Source organism: Mycobacterium sp. SMC-17 (assembly GCF_045310915.1).
Lineage (GTDB): Bacteria > Actinomycetota > Actinomycetes > Mycobacteriales > Mycobacteriaceae > Mycobacterium.
Window position 1 is genome coordinate 39494 of record NZ_JBJIAK010000036.1, and the last position, 24465, is coordinate 63958.

Annotated in this window: 18 protein-coding genes and 2 pseudogenes; 15 read left to right on the forward strand and 5 right to left on the reverse strand. The window is 66.1% G+C overall.

Annotated elements, in window-relative coordinates:
- Positions 1-13: 13 nt before the first annotated feature.
- From ACJH7A_RS21015 to ACJH7A_RS21070, 12 genes and pseudogenes are all read left to right on the forward strand, one after another.
- Positions 14-307 carry a YggT family protein gene (locus tag ACJH7A_RS21015; protein WP_020103629.1) on the forward strand — a complete coding sequence of 98 codons (294 nt, stop codon included), beginning with the start codon at positions 14-16 and terminating at the stop codon, positions 305-307.
- 268 nt (positions 308-575) lie between these two features.
- The gene (locus tag ACJH7A_RS21020) at positions 576-1373 is read left to right on the forward strand and encodes a DivIVA domain-containing protein (protein WP_212812061.1); all 798 of its coding nucleotides are present in this window, start codon (positions 576-578) and stop codon (positions 1371-1373) included.
- 10 nt (positions 1374-1383) lie between these two features.
- A pseudogene (locus ACJH7A_RS21025) lies at positions 1384-1773 on the forward strand (hypothetical protein); the annotation flags it as partial.
- Between the two features lie 608 nt (positions 1774-2381).
- Positions 2382-3875, forward strand: coding sequence for a NarK/NasA family nitrate transporter (locus ACJH7A_RS21030; RefSeq protein WP_212812059.1), 1494 nt, complete (start codon positions 2382-2384; stop codon positions 3873-3875).
- Positions 3876-4016: 141 nt separating this feature from the next.
- Positions 4017-4721 (forward strand): FadR/GntR family transcriptional regulator, encoded by a 705-nt coding sequence (locus tag ACJH7A_RS21035; RefSeq protein ID WP_212812058.1) that lies wholly within the window; start codon positions 4017-4019, stop codon positions 4719-4721.
- 12 nt (positions 4722-4733) lie between these two features.
- Positions 4734-5564, forward strand: a complete 831-nt coding sequence (locus ACJH7A_RS21040) for a sterol desaturase family protein (protein ID WP_212812057.1) — start codon at positions 4734-4736, stop codon at positions 5562-5564.
- A 149-nt stretch (positions 5565-5713) separates the two neighbouring features.
- Positions 5714-9748 carry a bifunctional nitrate reductase/sulfite reductase flavoprotein subunit alpha gene (locus ACJH7A_RS21045; protein WP_212812056.1) on the forward strand — a complete coding sequence of 1345 codons (4035 nt, stop codon included), beginning with the start codon at positions 5714-5716 and terminating at the stop codon, positions 9746-9748.
- A gap of 183 nt (positions 9749-9931) precedes the next feature.
- Entirely contained in the window at positions 9932-11182 is a 1251-nt protein-coding gene (locus ACJH7A_RS21050) for an RNA-guided endonuclease InsQ/TnpB family protein (protein WP_406802649.1), read from the forward strand.
- 96 nt (positions 11183-11278) lie between these two features.
- Positions 11279-12571, forward strand: coding sequence for a GTP cyclohydrolase II (locus ACJH7A_RS21055; RefSeq protein ID WP_212812055.1), 1293 nt, complete (start codon positions 11279-11281; stop codon positions 12569-12571).
- Positions 12568-13803, forward strand: coding sequence for a URC4/urg3 family protein (locus ACJH7A_RS21060; RefSeq protein WP_212812054.1), 1236 nt, complete (start codon positions 12568-12570; stop codon positions 13801-13803). Before ACJH7A_RS21055 ends, ACJH7A_RS21060 begins: the two co-directional genes overlap by 4 nt.
- Positions 13804-13812: 9 nt before the next feature.
- The gene (gene upp, locus ACJH7A_RS21065) at positions 13813-14442 is read left to right on the forward strand and encodes a uracil phosphoribosyltransferase (RefSeq protein ID WP_212812053.1); all 630 of its coding nucleotides are present in this window, start codon (positions 13813-13815) and stop codon (positions 14440-14442) included.
- Positions 14443-14509: 67 nt separating this feature from the next.
- Positions 14510-14836: pseudogene (locus tag ACJH7A_RS21070) on the forward strand (nucleoside deaminase); the annotation flags it as partial.
- A 19-nt stretch (positions 14837-14855) separates the two neighbouring features.
- Here ACJH7A_RS21070 and ACJH7A_RS21075 read toward each other — a convergent pair.
- From ACJH7A_RS21075 to ACJH7A_RS21090, 4 genes are all read right to left on the reverse strand, one after another.
- Positions 14856-15209 carry a heme-binding protein gene (locus ACJH7A_RS21075; RefSeq protein WP_212812052.1) on the reverse strand — a complete coding sequence of 118 codons (354 nt, stop codon included), beginning with the start codon at positions 15207-15209 and terminating at the stop codon, positions 14856-14858.
- A gap of 74 nt (positions 15210-15283) precedes the next feature.
- Positions 15284-16678, reverse strand: coding sequence for a family 1 glycosylhydrolase (locus tag ACJH7A_RS21080; RefSeq protein ID WP_212812051.1), 1395 nt, complete (start codon positions 16676-16678; stop codon positions 15284-15286).
- A 29-nt stretch (positions 16679-16707) separates the two neighbouring features.
- On the reverse strand, positions 16708-17289 hold the full coding sequence (locus tag ACJH7A_RS21085; RefSeq protein WP_212812050.1) for a TetR/AcrR family transcriptional regulator: 582 nt from the start codon (positions 17287-17289) through the stop codon (positions 16708-16710).
- A 49-nt stretch (positions 17290-17338) separates the two neighbouring features.
- Entirely contained in the window at positions 17339-18679 is a 1341-nt protein-coding gene (locus ACJH7A_RS21090; RefSeq protein ID WP_212812049.1) for an FAD-dependent oxidoreductase, read from the reverse strand.
- Between the two features lie 248 nt (positions 18680-18927).
- Here ACJH7A_RS21090 and ACJH7A_RS21095 point away from each other — a divergent pair, with 248 nt between their 5' ends.
- From ACJH7A_RS21095 to ACJH7A_RS21105, 3 genes are all read left to right on the forward strand, one after another.
- Positions 18928-19365, forward strand: a complete 438-nt coding sequence (locus ACJH7A_RS21095) for a hypothetical protein (RefSeq protein ID WP_213020309.1) — start codon at positions 18928-18930, stop codon at positions 19363-19365.
- Positions 19366-19475: 110 nt separating this feature from the next.
- Positions 19476-20213, forward strand: a complete 738-nt coding sequence (locus ACJH7A_RS21100) for an SDR family oxidoreductase (protein WP_212812047.1) — start codon at positions 19476-19478, stop codon at positions 20211-20213.
- A 90-nt stretch (positions 20214-20303) separates the two neighbouring features.
- The gene (locus ACJH7A_RS21105; protein WP_212812046.1) at positions 20304-21755 is read left to right on the forward strand and encodes an LLM class flavin-dependent oxidoreductase; all 1452 of its coding nucleotides are present in this window, start codon (positions 20304-20306) and stop codon (positions 21753-21755) included.
- A 299-nt stretch (positions 21756-22054) separates the two neighbouring features.
- On the opposite strand, the gene ACJH7A_RS21110 is transcribed toward ACJH7A_RS21105, so the two are convergent.
- Entirely contained in the window at positions 22055-24190 is a 2136-nt protein-coding gene (locus ACJH7A_RS21110; RefSeq protein WP_406802650.1) for a hypothetical protein, read from the reverse strand.
- Between the last annotated feature and the right edge of the window lie 275 nt (positions 24191-24465).

Genomic DNA, 24465 nt, shown 5'->3' on the forward strand with positions numbered 1-24465 from the left:
GAGGTCTGTTGCATTGACCCTGTTCTTCGACATTCTGGGTTTTGCGCTGTTCGTCTTCTGGCTGCTGTTGATCGCCCGCGTGGTGGTGGAGTTCATCCGCGGATTCAGCCGGGACTGGCAGCCGAGGGGACTGACCGTGGTGATCCTCGAGGCGATCATGACGGTGACCGATCCTCCGGTGAAGCTGTTGCGGCGCTTGATCCCTCCGCTGACCATCGGGCCGGTCCGGGTCGACCTGTCCATCGTGGTGCTGCTCATGGTGGTGTTCATCGGCATGCGGCTGTCGTTCGATCAGGTGGGGGCCTGAGCGCGACGTTCCCCTGACCTGCAGAAGCGCATTAATTACATTTATGTAATTAATGCGCTTCTTTCGTTTTGGTCAATTCGCGCCGCGCGTCGGGCCGCGTTGCCGAATTCCAATGAAACATTGAAATTCGTTCTTAATTCCGGACCTCGCCTGCAACCGACGGGTCTGCTGTGACAGGATGGACGCCAGTTACTCCACGATCGCTCTACACTTTGATCGCTCTACACTTTGACACCGATTGACGGTCCAGACTGCAAGGGGGCAGAAGATGCCGCTAACTCCGGCTGACGTCCACAACGTCGCATTCAGCAAGCCGCCGATTGGCAAGCGCGGTTATAACGAGGATGAGGTCGATGCATTCCTCGATCTCGTCGAGACCGAGCTGACTCGGCTGATCGAAGAGAACAGCGATCTGCGGCAGCGGGTCGCCGAGCTCGACGCCGAGCTCCAGTCCGCCCGCACCGGCCAGCCGGTGGCGGCTCCGGTCTTCACCCCGCCTGCGCCGGAGCCCGAGCCCGTCGCGGCGCCCGCGCCGGCGGCCGCTCCTGTCGCCGCGCCGGTCGGCGAGGACCACCACGTCCGCGCGGCCAAGGTGCTGAGCCTGGCCCAGGACACCGCCGACCGTCTCACCAGTTCGGCCAAGGCCGAGGCCGACAAGACCCTCGCCGACGCCCGGGCGCAGGCCGATGCCCTGGTCAGCGACGCCAAGCGCACTGCCGAGACCACGGTCGCCGACGCCAAGGCGCGCGCCGAGGCCATGCTGGCGGACGCGCAGACCCGTTCGGAGGCCCAGCTGCGTCAGGCCCAGGACAAGGCCGACGCCCTGCAGGCCGACGCCGAGCGCAAGCACACCGAGATCATGGGCAACATCAACCAGCAGCGCACGGTGCTGGAAGGCCGCCTCGAGCAGCTGCGCACGTTCGAGCGCGAGTACCGCACCCGTCTCAAGACCTACCTGGAGTCCCAGCTCGAGGAGCTCGGCCAGCGCGGCTCTGCCGCTCCGGCGGATTCGGCGGCCGGTGGCGAGGGTGCTGGCTTCGGCCAGTTCAACCGGGGCAACAGCTGACGGCTGACCAATGCTGATCATTGCCCTGGTCCTTGCCCTCATCGGGCTGACCGCGCTGGTGACCGCGATTGTCACGAGCAATGAGCTGATCGCCTGGGTGTGTATCGGCGCCAGCGTCATCGGGGTGCTGCTGCTCATCGTCGACGCACTGCGCGAACGCTCGCGCGGCGGTGCGGCGGCCGAGTCCGCCCCCGACGTCGACGACGCGCTGGCCACCGAGGCCGGCGAGGAAGCCGCGGCGGAGGAAGAAGCCGCCGCGGAGCCTGTCGAGGACTACCCGGCCGACGAGCCCGAAACGGTTGTGGCCGAGAAGGTTTCAGAAGACGAGGCGTCTGACGAGCCCCAAGAGGCCGAGGCCGAAAGCTCTGATTCCGACGAGCCCGAGACCGAAGCGGCGACCGTCATCACGACCGACACGGAATCGGCGGAGTCCGAGGCCGCTGACGCTGCCGAGGAAACCGACGAGCCTGAGGAAGCGGGCGCCGAGGAAGCCGAGGCAGACGAAGAAGCCAAGGCAGACGAAGACGAGGCCAAGAAGGCCTGAGCCCCCGGCGCTCTCAATTTCATACTGATGCCACCGCCGCGACGGACTCCCCGTCGCGGCGGTGCTCTTTTTCTCCACCCGGCCGGAGAAGTACATGGCTTCAATCGCCAGGCACGTGAGGTGTTGTGCGCGAAGCCAGGTACCAGTTCTGGCCGTCAGACGTCCCTGACTTCAACAACCGCCGCGGATCGCCACCACGACTGAAGTCACGTACTCCTCGGCCCCGCATCCGGCATCGACCACCTGATCGGCACCGCCGTCGGCCGCATGCGCCCGCCCGAACTCTCGCGCCCCGCTTATTTCGTGCTTGTTGCGTCGATACGACGGCTGTGAATCATGGCGGTCACGAACCACAGGGCCCTCCAAGTGAGTGCCTATTGACTTTGCTGACACCGAAGGGCAACAGCCGCGGCATCGCGCGCCCGTACATATGTAGCCAACCAATTTCCTACCTGGGAGGCTTTGTGAGTCTGTTGAGTCGAAACCGCGACATCGAGCACTGGGATGCTGAGGATGTTGCTGCGTGGGACGCGGGCAATAAGAACATCGCCAAGCGGAACTTGATCTGGTCGATCTTCGCCGAGCATGTCGGCTTCTCGGTGTGGAGCATCTGGTCGGTGATGGTGCTGTTCATGCCGCAGGCCGTCTACGGCATCGATGCCCTGGGCAAGTTCGTCCTCGGCGCCGTCCCGATCGCGGTCGGGTCGTTCATGCGCATCCCTTACACCATCGGACCGGCCCGGTTCGGTGGCCGTAACTTCACGATCTTCAGCGCCCTGATGCTGGCCATCCCGTGTGGGCTGACCATGTACTTCATGATGCATCCGGGTACGTCGTACACGACGTTCCTGATCGTCGCGGCGGTCGCCGGTTTCGGTGGCGGTAACTTCGCGTCGTCGATGACGAACATCAACGCCTTCTACCCGCAGCGGTTGAAGGGCTGGGCGCTGGGCCTGAACGCCGGCGGCGGCAACATCGGTGTGCCGGTCATCCAGATCATCGGCCTGGTCACCATCGCCACGCTCGGCAACCGTCGTCCCGAGGTGGTCTGCGCCATCTATCTGGTCTTGCTGGCCGCCGCGGCCCTCGGTGCCGCGTTGTTCATGGACAACATCCAGGGCCAGAAGTCGAACCTCTCGGCGATGGTCGAGGCCATGAAGTTCCGCAACTCGTGGGTGATGTGCTTCCTCTACATCGGTACGTTCGGTTCGTTCATCGGGTTCAGCTTCGCGTTCACCCAGATTCTGAACATCAACTTCACCGCACAGGACGTCGCGCCGCTGCTGGAGAAGTACCACGTCGCGTCGGTGGCCAAGCTGCCCAAGGAAGCCGCCAAGGAGCTGGCCAAGGCCAACTTCGACGCCTCCATCCACACCGCGTGGATCGCCTTCCTGGGCCCGCTGCTGGGCTCGATCTCGCGTCCGTTCGGCGGCAAGCTCGCCGACAAGATCGGTGGCGGCAAGATCACGCTGTACGTCTTCACGGCGATGACGGCCATCACCGCAGTCCTGGTCAGCGCCGGCATGTGGGACGACGCCACCAAGGGTCCGGCGACGGGTGCGCAGATGGCTGTCTACATCACGGCCTTCATGGTGCTGTTCATCCTGACCGGCCTCGGCAACGGGTCGACCTACAAGATGATCCCGTCGATCTTCGAAGCCAAGGCGCAGAGCAAGGACGAGTTGGGTGCTGCGGAGAAGACCCTGTGGTCGCGCAGCATGTCCGGCGCACTGATCGGCTTCGCCGGTGCGGTCGGCGCGTTCGGTGGCGTGCTCGTCAACATCGTGCTCCGGGCGTCCTACGCCGGGCCAGCGCACTCCGCGACCACCGCATTCTGGGTGTTCCTCGCCTTCTACGTGGTGTGTGGTGTCGTCACCTGGTTCGTGTTCCTGCGTCAGCCGCACCTGCGTGCGGCGACGGGCGAGCACGTCGGCCGGGATTTCGTTCCGGCAACGTAGCCGGCTTCTGGCCAGTTGGCCGAAATGCCCCGCGGGAGTTTCCCGCGGGGCATTTCGTTGTTCGGGGCAGGGAAGTTTGTGATCCAGATAACTGGTCCAACCAGTTGACCAGTAGTCGCGGCGACCCTGATCATTGACCCCATGGACATCGCACCCGTCACGCGGTCCGCGGTCAGTGACTCGGTCTTCGCGCACCTCGTCGACGAGATCCTGTCCGGTCGCGTCGCGGTCGACGACGCACTGCCGTCCGAGCGCGAGCTGGCCCTGGCCTTCGCGGTGAACCGGCACGCCATCCGGGAAGCACTCAAACGGCTACAGCAGGCCCGGCTGGTGCGGATCAGTCACGGCGGCAAGACCAGGGTCCAGGACTGGCGGCAGACGGCCGGCCTGGACGTTCTCAGCACCCTCGCCGCCACCGGCGCCGTGCCGGCGCTGCAGATCGCCTGCGACATCATGGTGATGCGCCGCTCTGTCGGAGCCGACGCGGCCCGGCTGTGCGCGAGGAACGCCTCCGACGAGCAGCTGGCGGTCATCGCCGATGCCGCTGCGGCCTACCCGGCGCAGCACACCGACGAATCGATCGCCGCTGACCTGACGTTCTGGACCGCGATCGTCGACGGCAGCGGCAACCTGGCCTACCGGCTGGCGCTCAACACGCTGGTCGCGGCGTTCGCCGACATCGGCTTCGGCTCGATCGCCGACCTCGGTACGTCCGCCGAACTGGCCGACCGCGACGCCCACATCACGCTGGCCGGGCACCTCGTTGCGCGCGACGCCGACGCCGCTCACCGCGTGGCCGACGACCTGCTGGGCCGGGTCGTCGAAATCCTTTCCGCTCAGCAGTAGGAGTCATTGCCCATGTTCGATCTGATCTTGCATGCCGTGCCGGTGTTCGTGCTCTGTCTGGTGCTCGAGGCGCTGTCCTTCCGCTTCCTGCCGGACGACGACGAGGTCGGATACGAATTCCGGGATTCCCGAACGAGTCTCACGATGGGCATCGGCAACGTCATCATCAACATCGGCTGGAAGCTGGTGGTCCTGGCGGCGCTGAGCGCGGCGTACCTGGTGGCGCCGGTACATCTGCCCGCCGACAATCCGCTGACCTGGATCGCGCTGTTCGTCGCCGACGACTTCGTCTACTACTGGTATCACCGGACGCACCACACGATCCGGCTGTTCTGGGCCAGCCACGTCGTGCACCACTCCAGCGAGCACTACAACCTGTCGACCGCACTGCGGCAGACGTGGACGCCGTTCACGGCGCTGCCGTTCTGGTTGCCGTTGGCATTTCTCGGCTTCGCGCCGTGGATGATCCTGCTGCAGCAGTCGGTCAGTCTGCTGTACCAGTTCTTCATCCACACCGAGCGGGTCGGAAAGCTGTGGCGGCCCATCGAATTCGTGATGAACACGCCGTCGCATCACCGCGTGCACCACGGTTCCAATGACCAGTACCTGGACACCAACTACGGTGGCATCCTGATCATCTGGGACCGGCTGTTCGGCAGTTTCCGCCCTGAGGGCGAGCGTGTGGTCTACGGTCTGACCAAGAACATCAAGACGTTCAACCCGCTGCGGGTTGCCACCCACGAATACACCGCGATCTGGCAAGATGTGCGCGCGACCAAGACGTGGAAGCAGCGCTTCGGACACACGTTCCGTGGCCCGGGCTGGTCGCCCGACAGCGCGTAACGCAGCTCACAGATTTCCGGCAGGTTTCCATCGTGATTCCGGCGTGAAACATGTTGCGCACCATGCCCGGACGGCCAGGTGAGCTCGGGTTGATGTGCAGTACATGGTCGCGCAACGGTTGCGGCATCGGCGGCCCGTACAACTGAGTCATGACCGCCCCGGGAGCACACACCACGCGTACCGCGTGCTCCTACTGCGGTGTCGGTTGCGGCATTTCGGTCGAGACGCGGGCCGACGCCGGCACCGGGCTGCCCGTCATCGCACGCGTGTCCGGGGACCGCCTGCACCCCACCAACTTCGGGCGGTTGTGCACCAAGGGCGCCACGCACGCCGACCTGATGCATGCCGACGAGGGCCGGCTCACCACCGCGCAGGTGCGGCGCAACGGCGAGATGGTCAGCGTCACCACCGACGACGCCACCGCCGAAGCCGGCCGCCGGCTGCGCGCCATCATCGACGAACACGGCCCCGACGCTGTGGCGCTGTACGTTTCGGGCCAGATGACCCTCGAGGCCCAGTACCTGGCGAACAAACTGGCCAAGGGCTTCATCCGCACCGTGCACATCGAATCCAACTCCCGGCTGTGCATGGCGAGCGCAGGTACCGGTTTCAAGCAGTCGCTCGGCGCCGACGGCCCACCCGGGTCGTACGCCGATTTCGATTCGGCCGACCTGTTTTTCGTGATCGGCGCCAACATGGCCGACTGCCACCCGATCCTGTTCCTGCGCATGGCCGACCGGATTGCCAAGGGCGCCAAGCTGATCGTCGTCGACCCGCGCCGCAACGCCACCGCCGACAAGGCCGATCTGTTCCTGCAGATCAAACCCGGTACCGACCTGGCGCTGCTCAACGGCCTGCTGCACCTGCTGGTCGAAAACGGTGCCATAGACCACGAATTCATCGCCGAGCACACCGAGGGCTGGGAGACCATGCCCGCGTTCCTCGCCGACTATCCGCCGGCGCAGGTCGCCGCGATCACCGGAATCCCCGAAGCCGACATCTGGCGCGCCGCCCAGATGATCGCCGAGGCAGGGGAGTGGATGTCGTGCTGGACCATGGGCCTGAACCAGAGCACGCACGGCACCTGGAACACCAACGCCATCTGCAACCTGCACCTGGCCACCGGCGCCATCTGCCGCACCGGCAGCGGCCCGATGTCCCTGACGGGGCAGCCCAACGCCATGGGCGGCCGCGAAATGGGTTACATGGGACCGGGTCTGCCCGGGCAGCGTGCGGTGACGTCGGCCGACGACCGGGCCTTCGTCGAAGAGCAGTGGGAGCTGGAGCCCGGCACCATCCGCACCGACGTCGGCCCCGGCACGATCGAGATGTTCCGGCAGCTGGGCACCGGTGACATCAAGGCCGTCTGGATCATCTGCACCAATCCCGTTGCGTCCGTGGCCAATCGGCAGACCGTCATCGACGGGTTGCAGGCCGCCGAGCTGGTCATCACGCAGGACACCTACCAGGACACCGCGACCAACGCCTACGCCGACATCGTGCTGCCCGCGACGCTGTGGGCCGAAGCCGACGGCGTCATGATCAACTCCGAACGTAACCTGACCCTGCTGCAGCAGAGCATCCCCGCCGTCGGTGACGCGCGGCCCGACTGGGAGCTGATCTGCAATGTCGCCCGGCACATGGGCTTCGGCGACGAATTCGACTATAAGTCCAGCGAAGACGTATTCGCCGAAATCCGCCAGTTCACCAACCGGCGGACGGGATACGACCTCAGCGGTGTCACCTACGAGCGGCTGCGCGAGACCCCACTGCAGTGGCCGTGCCCGCCGGACAGCGGCGACCGCAACCCGATCCGCTATCTCAACGACGGCGTGAGCCAGGACCTGTTCGTCGGCGCGGACGGGCACCGGCCGCGACTGGCGTTCCCGACACCCTCGCGCCGGGCGGTGTTCCACGCCCGCCCGCACCTGGACGCCAGGGAACTGCCCGACGACGAGTTTCCGTTGGTGCTGAACACCGGTCGGCTGCAACACCAGTGGCACACCATGACCAAGACCGGCAGGGTCGAGAAGCTCAACAAGCTCACCGGGAAGCCGTTCATCGAGATCCATCCCGCCGACGCGACCGACCTCGGGATTGTCGACGGCGCATCCGTCGAAGTTTCGTCGCGCCGCGGCACGGCGGTCCTGCCGGCCGTCCTGACCGACCGCGTGCGGCCGGGGAACTGCTTCGCGCCGTTCCACTGGAACGACCAGCAGGGTGACCGGCTCACGATCAACGCCGTCACCAACGATGCGGTGGACCCCGACTCACTGCAGCCCGAATTCAAGGTGTGCGCGGTGCGGTTGGCGCCGGTCGTGGCCGAGCCTGTCGTCGCGCCGCTCGCCGCACCCACGGGTGCCGGCACCCATCCGCTGGCCGCCGCACTCGGTCTGGCCGGTCCGCCCGCACTCAACGACACCGAAAAGATTTACCTGTCAGGCTTTTTCAGTGGCATCGAGCACACCACCGGGGTCCCCGTCCTGCCGGCAGCGGCGCCCGTGCGCTCCGTGGTGCGACTGTGGGTCGACGGGGCGCTGGCCGGTGCGCACAGTGTCTCGGGTCCGGTTGTCACCGACGCTGTACAGCCGGAGCCCCCGGGGCCGTTGGTCTTGTGGGCGTCGCAGACCGGCACCGCGGAGGAGTTCGCCGCCGGACTGGCCGCCAAGATCGCCGGGTCCCGGCTGCAGGCGCTGGACGACACCGCGCTGGACGACGTCGCTGCCGCGAGCGAAGTCCTGGTCGTGACAAGCACTTTCGGGGACGGCGGGCCACCCGACAACGGCGCCGACTTCTGGGCCCGCCTGAGCGCCCCCGACGCGCCGGACCTTTCCGGGGTGCGGTACTCGGTACTCGGAATCGGCGACCGGGCGTACGAGAACTTCTGTGGCTACGCCAAAGCCCTGGACAGCCGTTTCGCTGAACTCGGGGCCACGGCGCTGCTCGACCGCGCCGACTGTGAGGCGTACGACGACGAGCCCCTTGCACACTGGTCCGACGCTGTCGTCGAGCTGGCCGCGGCGGCCCCGCTGGCGCCGACAGCGCCCGCAAAACCCGCCGCACCCGCCAAACCCGCGGCACCTGCCAAGCCGTTCACCCGCAACAACCCGCTACCGGTCCCATTGTGCCGCAACACCCTGCTGACCAAGGGTGGGGCGAAGGAAGTCCGCCAGATCGGCTTCGACCTGTCCGGGCACGACGTCAGCTACGGCGTCGGCGACGCGCTGGGCGTGGTGGTGGCCAACTGCCCGGAGACCGTCTCGGCTTGGCTGGCGGCGACCGGGCTCTCGGGTGACGAGGTCATCGAGATCGACGGCGGCGAAACCGCTCTTCGCGAGGCCCTGACCACGTCGTACGACATCTGCAAGGTGTCGCCGACCCTGATCAACTTCGTGGCCGAACGCAGCCGCGCCAAGATTCTGCGGGCGCCCCGGGAAGAGCGTGATCACTGGCTGGACGGCCGCACCGGCCTGGACCTCATCGAAGAGTTCAAAGTCCGCGCCGAACCCGAGGAGTGGCGAGATGCGTTGGTGCGCCTGGCGCCACGCTCGTACTCGATCTCGTCCAGCCCGTTGGTGAGCCCCGACGAGGTGCAACTGACGGTGTCGGTGGTTCGATACGAGGGTGCCCGTGGCGGCATCCGGCACGGCGTCGCGTCCACCTACCTCGCGGACCGGGCGGAGACGGTGCCGGTGTTCCTGCAGTCGGCGCCGCATTTCCGGCCGCCCGAGGATGCGCTGACCCCGATGATCATGGTCGGGCCCGGCACCGGCATCGCGCCGTTCCGCGGCTTCCTGCACGAGCGCCGGGCACTGGGGCACACCGGCCGCAACTGGCTGTTCTTCGGCGACCAGCACCGGGCCGAAAACTATTACTACCAAGACGAATTGGAGGCCTTCGCCGCTGACGGTCTGCTGACCCGGCTGGACACCGCGTTCTCGCGGGATCAGGCGCGCCGGGTGTACGTGCAGCACCGGATGCGCGAGCACGGCGAGATTCTGTGGCGCTGGCTCGAGGACGGCGCCCACTTCTACGTGTGCGGCGACGCCGCGCGCATGGCCAAGGACGTCGACGTGACGCTCACCAACATCATCAAGACCCACGGCGGCATGTCCGAGTCGGCAGCACACGACTACAAACGTGAGCTGATCGCCGACAAGCGCTACGTCCGCGACGTCTACTGATCTGCCCGCTGGGCCAGGCGGTCCGGCGGTACCGCTGCACGCCCGGCCGTTTCAGCTGGCTGGCTGCGTGCGGTAGACGGCCTGCCAAACCCATACGTACATTGGGATCTGGCTCCCATCGAGGTGAAATTACGAGTCGGATCGAGCCATGCGTTGTCGGACCCGAGTGTTAGGTTGCGGGTTGTGAAGCTTGTGGTGCAGGTTCGGCTGGAGGCGGATGCCTCTCAGCTCGACGCGCTGGTGCGCACTCTGGCCGCGTGCAACGACACCGCGAACTTGGTTTCCCGGGTCGCCCACGGGGCGAACGTTTTCCGGGGCAGGGATTTGCGGGCTATCACCTATGCGCAGGCCCGGGAGCATGCCGGGTTGGGGGCGCAGGTCGCCCAATCTTGCATCCGCAAGGTCGCCGACTCCTATGCCTCGCTGCGGGCGAACCTGCGCGCCGGCCGGTACGGCAAACCCGGAAGCACCCGCAGAAAGAAGGTTGAAGCGGCACCGATCCGATTCCGGGAGCTGGCTGCGCAGCCGTTCGATGACCGGTGCCTGTCGTGGTGCCATGACACCGATACCGGTGGTGCTGTGTCGATCTGGACGGTGGACGGCCGGCTGAAGAATCTGCGGTTTGTTGGCGATGCCGCTCAAATCGCCCTGCTGCGCGAATATCGCAGCGGGGAAACTGATCTGGTGATCCGCCGCCAGCGCCGTGGACGCGCGCCGTTGCGCGCCTATCTGATCGCCACCGTCGAGGTTCCGGAACCGGAGGTGCGGTCCGGGGAGCGTCTGACCACCCCCGCAGGGTGGATCGGGGTTGATCTGGGGATTGAGAATATCGCGGTCACCAGCGACCGCTCCTTGGCCGAGGAGTTGATGAGTACCTACGGCGCTGGAGCCCCGGACGGCGCGGCTGGGCGGGGCAGTGTGAAAGACCGCCGTACCCGGAACCGCGAGCTGCGCCACAAATTACAAGCCAAGAAGACCAAGTCGGCGAAACGGTTGCTGCGCAAGCACTCCCGCCGTGAGGCGCGGTACGCCGCTGACGTGAACCACCAGATTTCCAAGAGGATCGTGGCCGAGGCTGAACGCACCGGACGCGGTATCGCAGTCGAGGAATTGACTGGGATTCGTGAACGGGTACGGCTCCGCAAGCCCCAACGCGCCACTCATTCCAGTTGGGCGTTCGCTCAACTGGGAGCGTTTCTCACCTACAAAGCAGCCCGAGCGGGTGTGCCGATGATCGCTGTAGATCCGGCTTACACCAGCCAGCGTTGCACCGCGTGCGGCCACACCGACAAACGTAACCGGACCAGCCAGGCCCGATTCGTCTGCCGGAACTGCAATTTCACTGCGGAGCACGCGGACATCCTCGGTGCGGACAACATCGCGCACCGAGCGCCAACTATCTGGGCCCAATCAACGGTCCCCAGCGCGGCCTAACACCTGACACCCAGCCAGGGGATACAGCTGCAAGCTCGGCCTCCATGGCCGGGCAGTTGATGGTTGACTGGAGCTTGCCGGGAAGGAGCGATGTCGATGGTCTTGGATTCAGACGCAGCATCAGGTCCACCCTCTGCTGTCCCGCCACGCAACGCTGCCCGTCACATCAGGTTGACGTCCCACAGCGGCGCCGCCGACGCCCTGCCGATCCACTGGGGCGCCGCGACCGCCGCCGAGCGCGGCCCGGTGATCGGGACCACGACCACGCGCGCACACCGCAACGTGATCGGCACCCACAGCGGGTCTTACAGCGTCTACCGGGCATTGGCGGTCGCGGCGGGGGCGCTGTCGCCCGCGCACCGCGCCGATCTGACCAACACCGCACCCACCGACGTGATCGGCCCGTACCCCCAATGGTCCGATCCCGGCGCGATCGTGAGTCTGGACCCCTGGGGCGCCATGGTCGCGGACGCCTTCACCGCCGAACTGGCGAGCGGCTACGACATCCGGCCGACCATCGCCATCACCAAGGCCCACGTGATCCTGCCTGAGGTCGCCGAGGCGATCGTCAAGGGCCGGCTCCGCCCCGACGGCCGGGTGCTGCTGGACAACGGCGCCGCGCTGGTGACCAAGGCGGCCATCGAGCCGGTCTGGTTCCTGCCCGGGGTCGCGGCCCGATTCGGTTGCAGCGAAACGGAACTGCGCCGCGTGCTGTTCGAGGAGACCGGCGGCATGTATCCCGAGCTCGTCACACGCGGCGACCTCGAGGTCTTCCTGCCGCCCATCGGCGGGCAGACCCTCTACATCTTCGGCCAGGCCCGCGACCTCGCCGACCCCAGCGTGGAGTTGACCGCCCGTGTCCACGACGAGTGCAACGGATCGGATGTGTTCGGCTCCGACATCTGTACCTGCCGGCCTTATCTCACGCACGCGATCGAAGAGTGCATCCAGGGTGCGCAGCGCGGTGGGGTGGGGCTCGTGGCCTACTCCCGCAAGGAAGGTCGCGCGCTGGGTGAGGTCACCAAGTTCCTGGTGTACAACGCGCGTAAGCGGCAGGTCGGTGGCGACACCGCAGACCAGTACTTCGCCCGCACGGAATGCGTTGCCGGCGTTCAGGATATGCGTTTCCAGGAACTCATGCCCGACGTGCTGCACTGGCTGGGCATCCGCACGATCCATCGGCTGGTCTCGATGAGCAACATGAAGTACGACGCCATTACCGGCTCGGGAATCGAGGTCGTCGAACGCGTGAACATCCCGGACGACCTGATCCCGGCCGATGCCCGCGTCGAGATCGATGCCAAGACGGCCGCCGGTTACTTCACCCCCGGACCGGTGCCCGACGCCGACGAACTCAAGATCGCCAAGGGCCGCGGACTCACGTCATGACGATCGGCACCGGCACTGGCACCGACAGCGCCGTCGCGGTCGGCATTCTGCGCAGTACCGCGGCCATCCGCGAACGCGCCGAGTTCCTGCTGCAGCGGGCACGCGCGGGGGAATCACGTTGGTTCGTGGTCGACGATGTCGCGCTGACGCCGGCCGCCGACCTCGTCGGCGGCGTCACCCGCACGCGCTATCCCGATCTGGCGATCCCGTATCACAGCCGCTGGCGCCATTTCGAGGCCGGCGGCATCGACCGCACCGCCGACCTGCGCGCCAAGCTGGCCGGGTTGGAACCCACCGCCCGGGCCCGCGCGATGATCGACCTGGCCGTGGTCAGCGTGCTGCTCGACGCCGGCGCCGGTCCCGACTGGGCCTATGCGGAACCGATTACCGGGCAACGCTTCACGCGGTCCGAGGGACTCGGGGTGGCCAGTTGGCACGCCTTCGCCGACGGGCTGTTCTCCAGTGACCCGGCTCAGCCCTGGCAGGTCGACGCCGCGGCACTGCGCGCCATCGACGACGCCGCCCTCGGCCGGGCATTTCAGGCCGCGCCGGACAATCCGCTGGTCGGGCTCAGCGGCCGGGTGCAGCTGCTGCGGCGGCTCGGTGCCGCGCTCGAGGTTCGTCCTGAGGTCTTCGGCCCGCAGGGGCGTCCCGGCGGCCTGTTCGACGTGCTGGCCGGCCCGGAAGTCCACGCGCACGACATCCTGGTGCGGCTCCTGGACACCCTGTCCGGGGTCTGGCTGGCCGACAACGACATTGGGGATATCCCGCTCGGTGACTGCTGGCCGCACCCGGCGGTGCCGGGAATCGGCTTGTCGCGCGGGTGGATGCCGTTCCACAAGCTGTCGCAGTGGCTGACCTACTCGCTGCTGGAGCCGTTCGAGTGGGCCGGCGTGCCGGTCACCGGGCTGGATGCGCTCACCGGCCTGCCCGAATACCGCAACGGCGGCCTGCTGCTCGATACCGGGGTGCTGCGCCTGCGGGATCCGGCAGCCGCGGACCGAACCTGGTCGGTGGCCGACGAATTGGTCGTCGAGTGGCGCGCACTGACCGTCGCGCTGCTGGACGAGCTTGCGCCGCTGGTACGCAGCGCGCTCGGCCTCGACTCCGCGACGCTGCCGCTGGCCTGCGTCCTCGAAGGCGGCACCTGGGCAGCCGGGCGCACCCTCGCGCAGCAGTTGCGGGCCGGGAACCCGCCGCTGTCCATCAGCAGTGACGGCACGGTTTTCTAGGAGGGCGCCATGGGTAATCTGCATCTCGTCGACCATCCGCTGGTTCAGCACAAGCTGACACTGATGCGGCAGAAGGATGTGTCCACCAAGGGCTTTCGCGCGCTGTTGAACGAGATTTCCGCGCTGATGACCTACGAGGTGCTGCGCGACATCCCCATGCACGAGATCGAGATCGAGACGCCGCTGGAATCCACCACCGGCATGGTCATCGACGGTAAGAAGCTCGTCTTCGCCTCGATCCTGCGTGCGGGCAGCGGCATTCTGGACGGCATGCTCAGCGTCGTTCCCGGCGCGCGGATCGGCCACATCGGTTTGTACCGTGACCCGAAAACCCATGTTGCCGTGGAGTATTACTTCAAGATGCCGAGTGAGTTGCACGAGCGCGACATCGTGGTGTGCGATCCGATGCTCGCCACCGGCAACTCCGCGGTGGCCGCGATCGACCGCCTCAAGGAGTATCGGCCGCGCTCCATCAAGTTCGTCTGTCTGCTGACCTGTCCGGAAGGCGTCGCGGCGATGCAAGCGGCCCACCCCGAGGTCCCGATCTACGCCGCGGCGCTGGACCGCGAACTCGACGAGCACGGCTACATCGTGCCGGGCCTCGGCGACGCCGGCGACCGCATCTTCGGCACCAAGTAGCCATGCCGAACCCGAACAGGCGGACCGTGCTGCGCGGCGCCGGGCTGGTCCTCGGCGCGTCGACGGTGGTGATCCGACCGACCATGCCGAGATGGTCACCGTCCGCACTGCCTGGCGGGCGCTCGGCGACGACGGCATGCGGTCGGCGACACTGTACGCCAGCACCGAGCCGTGCACGATGTGTGCGGGCGGCACCTTCTGGAGTGGCGTCGGGCGGGTGGTGTACGGCATGTCCAACACCCGGCTGCTCCAATTCAGCGGCGGCGACCCGAAGAACGCGGGCTACGCACTACCGTGCCACGACATCCTGCTGCACGGCTACCGGCCCATCACCGTCATCGGGCCACTATTGGAAGACGAAGCGGCACAGGCACATCAGGGCTACTGGCGCTGACGTGCCGGGCCGCCGCGGCTCACGACGACAGCGCGTCGAACAGCGCCGACATCTGTGCCGGTGAGACCGACATGCCACCGCACTGACCGCGCAGCGTCGTCAGGGGCCGCGCGATGTTCTTCAGGTCGAAGAACTCGCCGGGATGAGCGGTGAAGTACGCCCGGACGGCGCCTTCCGCGTCGCCCGACGAGCTCGCGTTGGTCAGGGCTTCGTTGGCGCCCGGGTGGGCGTCGAGGTAGCTCCCGGCCTGGGCCAGGACCGAGCCCGCGGTGCTGGCCAGTCCGCTGGCGGTACACGGCGCTGCGGTCGCGTTGGGGATGGCGATCGTGAGCGAGGCGAACCCGGCGAGCGCGAGCATTGCAGTCAGTTTCATACTGCTGATCCTGCTGGAAACCCGGCGATCTCGGGCGCATTGCGAGGAATTCGGCCCGCGTGTTGGGACCGAACTCAGCGCAACGCGACCGTCGGGCCGTTCACGTCGAGCGGGGCGCAGCTGTCCTTGCCGACGGTCGTCGAGCACTTCGCCGCGGGGATCACGGGCCGGTAAGCCGGCGGCGTGCCGCCGGCGCGGGTGATCTGCGTGTAGGTCTGGACGGCGTCGGTCGGTACGCGACGCAGCGCCGGATCGCCCAGTGCGTCAACCGAATACAGGCCGAAGCGAGGACGGTAGCTGCCCCACTCGTAGTTGTCGACCAGCGACCAGTAGTTGTAGCCGATGATCGGGATGCCGTCGGCCTTGGCGCGCTGCAGCCAGAACACGGTGTCGCTGAGGTACTGCGATCGCGTCACGCCGTCGGTGCGCGGTTTCGCGTTGTCGGTGACCATGCCGTTCTCGACGACATAGATGGGCAGGCCGGGATACCGCTGGGCGTAGTGACGCGCCACGTAGTAGATGTCCTCGGGCTGCAATTTGATGTTCCACCGCGCCGCCATGCTCTGCGCCGACGCGGGATTGTCCGCGGCCGTACCGGTGTAGTAGTCGAAGCCGAGGTAGTCGAGGCTGTCCCGGACGCGGTCGAAGAACGAGCCCTCGATGCCCGTGACGCCGAATCCGCTGAACTGCGCCAACACTTCCGGCGGAATGTAGGCCTCGTTGGTGGTGACCTTGGCCTTGGGGTCGGCGTCGTGGGCGGCGCGGTAGACGGCGCGGTGCGCGTCCGCGACGCGGTCGAGGAACGTGCCGAATTGGTCGGGTTTGATGGCGCCGGTGCGCAGTTCCATCGCGCCGAAGGCCAGTGGCTCGTTGATGCTCACCCACAGCACGCCCTGCCCCGCGTAGCGTTTGGTGATCGCCGTGGCGAAGTCGTCGAACGCGGCGACGTTGTTGAGGAAGCCGCCGCGGTCCGCGATCCAGCCGGGGTAGACCCAGTGCATCAGCGTGATCATCGGCGTCATGCCGTTGGCGAGCAGCGTCGCGACCACGTCGTCGTAGTAGGCGAGTTCCTTCTCGTCCCACACGCCGGGCTGCGGCATCACCCGCGCCCATTCGACGCCGAAGCGAAAAGTGTTGACGCCCATGGCATGCGCGTTGGCGATGTCCTCCTTGTAGCGGTGCCGGAAGTCGTCGGCCTGCTTGTAGGGCTCCACCGGAGCTGCGCTCAAGGCGTCGGCGCCGGGCGGGACGGGCTTGCCCGCCGTGCGGTCGACGTAGCGGCGCCAGTTGCTGTCGGGAGCGTCGCCTTCCACCTGGTAGCCGGCGGTCGCGGTGCCCCAGTAGAAGTTGCGATTCCACGACGAACTGGTGTCCGTCCGCTCCTGCTTTGCGTCCTGCTTCGCGCCGCAGGCGGACAGGCCCAGGGAGAGGGCAACGGCTGACGCCACGACAACCCGGTTCCACTTCATACCAAAAACCATACACTGCACTGTTTTGGTCAGGACAGTAATGCGCCCCACACCGCGCGCACGTGTGCGCCCATGTCGATCGATCGATCGGACATCCACTGGATCTGAATCCCGTCCGCTGCCGCGATCAGCGCGGTGGCGGCGAACTCGGCGTCGACGTGGGCGGGGACCGTGCCGGCCGCCTGCCGGCGGCGGACGTAGTCGCTGATGGTTGCGCGCATGCTCTCGTATCGTTGGCGCAGGTAATCCGCGGCCGGATGAGACGGGTCGACGGCGGCGGCCGCAGCCAGGGACAGATAGACCGTTCCCGATCCGGGCTTGGCGGCCTTGTCCACCATCGCCTGTGCCATGGCCTCGCCCGGGTCGATGTCGACGTCCGAATTGCGGTACCGCTCTTCGAATTTCGCATCGGCGTCGCGATGCAACTCGGTCAGGAGAACGTCACGGGTGGGGAAGTAGTGCATCAGGCCCGCCAGGCTGATGTTCGCCTCATTGGCGATCACCCGCATCGACGCACCGGCCTCACCGTCGCGTTCCAGCACCGCGAGCGCGACGGCCTTGATCTCCGCGCGCTTGGCCTCACCCTTGGCGTATCGCCCCACAGTTGGCATGACGTGAGGCTAGCGACCCCCGCGGCAGGAAGGGTCCGAAGCCGGCCGCCTACCGCCGTCCGGCGCTGATCATGTCGGCGCGGGGCACAACCTTGACCCGCTCGCGGCCCTGCTGCGCGCCGAGGGCCATCTCGTGGGCGTCGAGGCGTTCCCATTCCGCCCACGTCGTGTAGTCGATGCCGCTGCCGGCCAGGTGTTCCAGGATGGCATCGGGCTCGCCGATCTCCGGTGCGCGCAGTCCCGGCAGGTCGGCCAACAGGCTGGTGATCGTCTCGGACGCATCGGATTTGGTGTGTCCGATGAGTCCGATCGGCCCGCGCTTGATCCAGCCGGTGACGTAGGTGCCCTCGATCAGTTCGCCATCGAGGTCCAGGACCCGCCCGGCGTCGTGGGGGACCACACCGGCGTGGTGGTCGAACGGTAGATCGGCCAGGTGTGACGAGAGATAGCCGACGGCGCGGTAGACCGCCTGCACCGGCCAATCGGTGAATTCGCCGGTGCCCCGGGCGGTTCCGTCGCCGATCAGTTCGGTGCGTTCGGTCCGCAGTCCTTCGACGCGGTCGGTGCCGAGCACGGCGACGGGGGATTGGCACAGGTGAATGTGGATGCGGTGCGGGGCGCCGGTGGGCTCGACGTCGAGGTAACGCATCATGGTGTTGACGACGAGCTTGGTGGACTTGCTGGTGTTGATGGCCTGCTGGCTGGCCTCGTCGATCTCGAAGCCCTCCGGGTGCACGATCACGTCGACGCTGGGGGAGTGCGACAGCTCGCGGAATTCCATCGGCGAGAACTTGATCTGGGCCGGACCGCGCCGGGCGAACACATGCACGTCGGTGGCTTGATTCAGGGAAAGACCTTGGTACACATTGCCGGCGATCTCGGTGCTCAACTGCTCATCGGCGGGCTTGGCCAGCATCCGGGCGATGTCGAGTGCCACGTTGCCCGCGCCGAGCACCGCAACGCTCTTGGCCTCCAGCGGCCAGGTTCGTGGCACGTCGGGGTGGCCGTCGTACCAGGACACGAAGTCGGCGGCGCCGTAGCTGCCGGGCAGTTCGATGCCGGGGATGTCCAGCGGGCGGTCCGCGCGTGCCCCGGTGGCGAAGATAACGGCGTCGTAGTGGCGACGCAGATCGGACAGTTTCAGATCGGTGCCATAGTGCACGTTGCCGATGAAGCGGATCTCGTCGCGCGAGAGGACTCGCCGCAGCGCCTTGATGATCTCCTTGATCCGGGGATGATCGGGTGCCACGCCGTACCGGACCAGCCCGTACGGGGCCGGCAGGCGATCGAACAGATCGACCCTGGCCTGCGGGTATTCGTCGACCAAGATGTCGGACGCATAGATTCCGGCCGGACCTGCCCCGATCACCGCCACGCGGACGTCACGCATTCAGCACTCCCTTAAATTAGGTAAGGCAAGCCTAAATTGGTACGCAGGTACCGCAAGGCCTACGTCACGGCGACGTCGGAGACTCTCGTCACACAGCAGCGGATCGGAGGTAGCGCTTGCGCACCAAGAAATCACCAAGGCATCGGCCGCAGCCTTGGGCGTGACCACGACAACCGCGAATCCCGAACGGCACCACCATGACCCACCCAACTGAGCAGAGGCAGGCCACGACGATGACGAGGCTGGCCGTGATCGCTGTGACCGCCATCGCGACCACCATGGCCGTGGCCGCTTGCTCGACGGCCGGCACGCCCGCTGTCCGGGCCGACCCACAACCGACGCTCGGCCGTGCCTGGAACCCGAGTGCGCGCGGCTACGGCACGGTGCAGCCCGCCCGGGTCTTCAACGGCGGCGACCCGACGGGCGATATCTGGGGCATCACGTGGTCGTCCTGGGGCGGCGAACGCGCTACAGGGACGGGCACGTCGTACGGCATGCCGCCGGGCGTCGTCAGTGTCTCGCAGTCGGTCAAGGAATCGGCGACGATCGTGGCCTACAACCTCGGCTACTGCGACGGCCAGCTGATGTACCAGGCGGCGAAGTGGTACTTCCCCGGTTACGGAGAGTCGTTCAACCCGGCGGGGCACTACAACATCTGCACGGGCGATTACGTCGACGGCATCTGACGTACAACCCTGAGCGGCAACAGGTTCCGTCACATCGCGAAACCATGCCAAGCGAGTCAAACTGATCCAATCGATTGACGGCGCCGGGCGCGGACGATTGTGTCGGAGCCATGAAGAGTTTCCTTGCCGCCGACGCATTCGCGGATCGGACGGTCGTCCTCATCGGCGGCGGCACCGGAATCGGTCTCGCGGTCGCCAGATTGGTGGTGTCCGGCGGGGGTGCGGTGGTGCTGGGCGGGCGCCGTGCCGGTGTGCTCGAGAAGGCCGCCGCCGATCTGGGCCCGGCGGCGACATGGCAGGTCGTCGACACCGCCGACGAGCGCACCATAGACGCCCTGTTCGCCCGGTTCGACGCCGTCGATGCCCTCTTCACCACCGCGGCCACCTACGTCACCGGATCGATGCGCGAACTCTCACTGACCGACGCCGCGTCGCCGTTCGACTCGAAGTTCTGGGGTCAGTACCGCGTCGTCAAGGCCGCGCTGCCGGTGCTGACCGCCGATGCGTCCGTCGTCCTGATGGCCGGGGCGGCCAGTGTGCGGCCGGCCGGGGCGGCGCCCGCCTACGTCGCGGCCAACGCCGCCATCGAGGGACTGGCCCGCGGGCTGGCCGTTGAACTCGCGCCGGTACGGGTGAACGCGATCTCGCCCGGCACCGTGGACGGCAACTTGTGGAATCAGCGGCCGCAGGCCGTCCGGGACGCGGCGTTCGCCCATTTCGTCGAGGCCTCGACCACCGGGAAACTGGCGCGGGAGGACGAGGTCGCGGCCGCCGTCGTTCATCTGTTCCTCAACGGCGCGACGACGGGGTCCACGATCTATCCCGACGGCGGGTACAGCTTGCGTTGACACAGCTCGCCACCCCGGCCGGCGCCGCGAAAAATGTTCGTGCTGAGTGCAATCGGTGTCTGATGCGCGAGATGTGGGCACGGTGGAGTAGTGACCCGACAAATTCGCTTCAACGCTTTCGACATGAACTGTGTCGCTCATCAGTCGCCCGGACTGTGGCGGCATCCAGAGGATCAGTCCTGGCGCTACAAGGACCTGGAGTACTGGACCGAACTGGCGAAGTTGTTGGAGCGCGGCAGGTTTGACGGCCTGTTCATCGCCGATGTGCTCGGTACCTACGACGTCTACGGAGCCAGCGACGAGGCCGCCATCCGGCAGGCCGCGCAGATCCCGGTGGGCGACCCGCTGCTGTTGGTATCGGCGATGGCGTTGGTCACCGAGCATCTGGGCTTCGGCATCACCACCGGCACCGGGTTCGAGCACCCGTATCCCTTCGCTCGCCGGATATCGACCCTCGATCACCTGACCAAGGGCCGCATCGGCTGGAATGTGGTCACCGGGTATCTGCCCGCGGCGGCACGCAACATGGGGCAGACCGACCAGCCGGCCCACGACGCCCGTTACGACCACGCCGACGAATATCTCGAGGTGCTCTACAAGCTGTGGGAGGGCTCCTGGGAGGACGACGCGGTGGTCCGCGACCGCGAGCGCGGGGTCTTCACCGACCCGGACAAGGTGCACCACATCGGGCACTCCGGAACGCATTTCAGCGTGCCGGGTGTGCACCTCGCCGAGCCGTCGCCGCAGCGGACCCCGGTGATCTACCAGGCCGGCTCATCCCCGCGCGGGGTCCGGTTCGCCGCCGAGAACGCCGAGGCCATCTTCACCGCGGCGCCGACCAAAGCCATTCTGGCCGAGACGGTTTCGACGATTCGCCGGGAGCTGGAACTGGCCGGCCGGGATCCGTACTCGGCCAAGATCTTCAATCTGTCGACGGTGATCACCGCGGCCACCGACGACGAAGCGCACGCCAAACACCGCGAGTTGCTCTCCTACGGCGACCCGGAAGGCGCGCTGGTGTTCATGTCCGGGTGGATGGGTGTGGACCTGGCCCGGTACGGGTTGGACGAGCCGATCGGCAACGTCGACTCGAATGCCATCCTGTCCGCCGTCAAGGCGTTCCAGTCGGCCGACCCCGATGGCCGGGAGTGGACGGTCCGCGACATCGCCGAGTGGGGCGAGATCGGCGGCATGGGTCCACGGATCGTCGGCTCGGGCGCCACGGTGGCCGACACCTTGCAGGAGTGGGTCGCCGAGACCGACGTCGACGGTTTCAACCTCGCCTACGCCATCACCCCCGGTTCCTTCGCCGACGTGATCGAGCACGTGGTTCCGGTGCTGACCGAACGGGGTGCCTACCAGGCGGACTATCAGCCGGGGTCGTTGCGGCACAAGCTGCTCGGCAACGGCGACCGGCTGCCGCAGGAGCACCGCGGCGCGCGATACCGGGTCGGTGGCTCGTCGTCGACGATCATCGATCGTCCGTCCACGCTGCCGTCGTCGTCGGGATCGACCGCGGCGCAACCGGCGCGCGGCCGCTGAGTGGTCACCAGCGTCGCGGGAGCTGCGCCGGCTCCGGTTGAATCCTGAGCAGCCTGCTCCGGAACGACCTGCTCACTTTTCAACCGGAGCCGACAAGGAGGTGAGCGTTTCCTGGAGAGTCGTCAGGGAATAACCCGTCATCGTCGCTTCAATCGGGCGTTGTTGGCGCTGAGAATGCAGCTGGGGAGGATCGGCAAAGATGCTCGGCCTGCGGCCGACTGCCGTGGCGCCTAGCGTTCGGGATGCTGCACTGGTATCGCACAACGACGACGCCCCGATAGTCTCAGGCATCTGTCCTGTTAGTCGTAGTCGTTGTTATAGCGGGCCGCGATTTCTGCGATCTCTCGGCGAAACTCGTCAGCGGAGAACCTGTAGATGGCGCGTAATTCGGTGTCCAAGAATTCTGCATTCGAAAGCTTCGTCGCGAGGTCGAACAGAAGCTCGAGCTCTTCGGAACGGCCGTTCACCCAACTAATCAGCCGCATTTCACACGAAGTGCGGGTCGCCGCCAGAACGTCCGCGACATGAGAGGAATCGACTTCCCTTGTCCGAGTGATCAACTTGTCCGCCAGCAATGGAGCGTAAAGAGGCCAGTAGTCAAGCGGTTCGAATACCTCAAGGACGCCCCGGATCTCGTCGATGTCGCAATGTTCGATCTCCACAGCGAGCGCTTCCCCAACTTCGTTGTATAGCGTTTCGCCCACCGCAGTCTTTAGAACATCGCCGATCCCATCTGTCTCGCAGGCTATTTGATCGAATACCCAGCTCACCACTGCTTCGGCCTGCCCGCTGAACGCTTGTGGATAGTCGCCGCACAGGTCCACTATGGCTGCGCGATCTTCGCGGTAACAGGACAGTAGGAAAGTCAGTACTTCACGTGGGAAGCCTCGCGCGATGCGTGCGAGGGCACCCTGCACGCCGTAGGCGCTGATGTCTGAACGCCTTGCGAGAGCGAGGATCGCCGCCACGTCGGATTCGTCCAGCTCCTGTATCCAGTCCGCTCTACCAAATGTGCAGGCGCACTCGATCAGGCGTGTTGACGTTGACTGATCAATACCTGTCGCGATGAGAGACTCCGCAGTGCTTACCGGGTCTCGTGCGAGCAAGCGATGCGCGCCGGCGTGAAACTTCGCGCGCACTGCCGGAACAGCGTCTAGCACACCTCTGGAATACGCGGCGAGATGAGGGCCGCCAAGGTCGGTCCAGGAGTTTGTGTTGATCGCGTCACCGATTGCTGATCGGACCGCGTTGCGTTGGTGTGGACTGTCGTCCAGCCAGCTACCAAACTCGTTCGTGTCGAATGCGTTCCAGCCAGCTAGAGCGTAGACGAGAAGATCGTCGAGAGGCCCGGGAGGCCGCGCGGCGATGTCCTTAACGACTGCGGAACACTGGTATGTGTAGTTGTTTGCGAGGTACTTTCCCAGAAAGAGGAACGGCAGAGACTGACTGCTGTCCGCCAGCAATACTTCAAATGCCGTGCACTCAAGGCGATCTAGGACGTCGCTGATGTCTCCGACCCGCCACAGGCTGTCCCAGCAGCGAGCCAGCAAAGCATCGCGCTCACGGTCCATGTAATCGACGATGTCCTCGTCATCAGGCCGTGACGTGCCCACGTCGAGACCGCTTTCAAGATCTGCGATGCTCGGTGCAGTGTACCCATACCGATTCGGTAGGCCGAAGTGATGTGAGCCCATCAATGCGTCTGCGAGTTCGTCGCCATGGTTGTCGAGAATCGTTGCTATTTCGATTGCTAAACAACGGATTTGAAGGCAACGTGCATGCTGCGCTTGCCAAGATACGGATTCGCGAACCAGACGGCGGATCACAGGCGAGGTGGCTTTGGCCGCAATTGTTGCCAAGGTGGTGACTGTCGCTAGGTCATCTGAGTCCCATGCTTCGAGGTCTTCCGCGGTCGGGTTGAAACCGTATAGGGCTTGAGGCGGTCTCAATGCGGACTTGAGTATCCGCACGGCCTCAGCGGCTAGTCCGACGTGTTCAGTTGTCGCGCTTTCCAGGAGGACCTCGCGGATTGCGTCTCGCGTCGGGCGCGCCCAATCGGCATTGATCAGATAGGTATTGAAGCTGACAACGCGTGGCGCCGTTTGGCCGGCGATCTCGCCTTGTTTGGTGAGGAGCGGCTTCAATGCGAACAGTGGATATGCCTTCGGAGTCGGTGCGTAGGTCGAGAGCCAAATTCTGACGCGGTCTATGATTCGTTGTGGCACAGTCTCGTCGGGGAGCCTGCCGAGTTCGGCTAGGGTTTCTAGGGCTTTTGTTGCGGCGTCGGGGTGCATGGCCGGCATAGGTGCGAGTTCGCGGTGAAGTGCCCATAGCCCATCGAGCGCCTGCTCGAGTAGTTCGGGTGCTGTACGTGCGCACTGAGCGAGCAGGGGTGCCATCTCGATCTTCACATCCGCGGCGCTCAGTTCGTGCAAGCGCCATGTCCTTCTCTCCTCCCGCTCGAAATGGGTCGCGGTCAGCGGGCCCCTTTTAGGAGGCGGCACTTCATCCAAATTGGCGAGGTCGGCGAGGCGGTTGCGAACCTCCGCTAGTAGGGGCATGAGCCCGTGTGGCTGGGTGTAGCTCAGGGCGGCAAGGCGTTGCACTGCTTCGTGTAGGCCGATCACGTCGGTGTGTCGCCTGCCATGAGGATGGGACCAGTGTGACCTGATTTTTGCCAGGGTGATGGGACCACCTGGATTGCCAGTTA

What these genes read in the sequence shown, in the direction of transcription:
- ACJH7A_RS21090 (WP_212812049.1), bottom strand. Translation starts at nt 18,679, where the DNA reads ATGCGTGACGTCCGCGTGGCGGTGATCGGGGCAGGTCCGGCCGGAATC.
- ACJH7A_RS21100 (WP_212812047.1), top strand. Translation starts at nt 19,476, where the DNA reads ATGAAGAGTTTCCTTGCCGCCGACGCATTCGCGGATCGGACGGTCGTC.
- ACJH7A_RS21020 (WP_212812061.1), top strand. Translation starts at nt 576, where the DNA reads ATGCCGCTAACTCCGGCTGACGTCCACAACGTCGCATTCAGCAAGCCG.
- ACJH7A_RS21060 (WP_212812054.1), top strand. Translation starts at nt 12,568, where the DNA reads ATGACGATCGGCACCGGCACTGGCACCGACAGCGCCGTCGCGGTCGGC.
- ACJH7A_RS21055 (WP_212812055.1), top strand. Translation starts at nt 11,279, where the DNA reads ATGGTCTTGGATTCAGACGCAGCATCAGGTCCACCCTCTGCTGTCCCG.
- ACJH7A_RS21045 (WP_212812056.1), top strand. Translation starts at nt 5,714, where the DNA reads ATGACCGCCCCGGGAGCACACACCACGCGTACCGCGTGCTCCTACTGC.
- ACJH7A_RS21085 (WP_212812050.1), bottom strand. Translation starts at nt 17,289, where the DNA reads ATGCCAACTGTGGGGCGATACGCCAAGGGTGAGGCCAAGCGCGCGGAG.
- ACJH7A_RS21040 (WP_212812057.1), top strand. Translation starts at nt 4,734, where the DNA reads ATGTTCGATCTGATCTTGCATGCCGTGCCGGTGTTCGTGCTCTGTCTG.
- ACJH7A_RS21080 (WP_212812051.1), bottom strand. Translation starts at nt 16,678, where the DNA reads ATGAAGTGGAACCGGGTTGTCGTGGCGTCAGCCGTTGCCCTCTCCCTG.
- ACJH7A_RS21075 (WP_212812052.1), bottom strand. Translation starts at nt 15,209, where the DNA reads ATGAAACTGACTGCAATGCTCGCGCTCGCCGGGTTCGCCTCGCTCACG.
- upp (WP_212812053.1), top strand. Translation starts at nt 13,813, where the DNA reads ATGGGTAATCTGCATCTCGTCGACCATCCGCTGGTTCAGCACAAGCTG.
- ACJH7A_RS21035 (WP_212812058.1), top strand. Translation starts at nt 4,017, where the DNA reads ATGGACATCGCACCCGTCACGCGGTCCGCGGTCAGTGACTCGGTCTTC.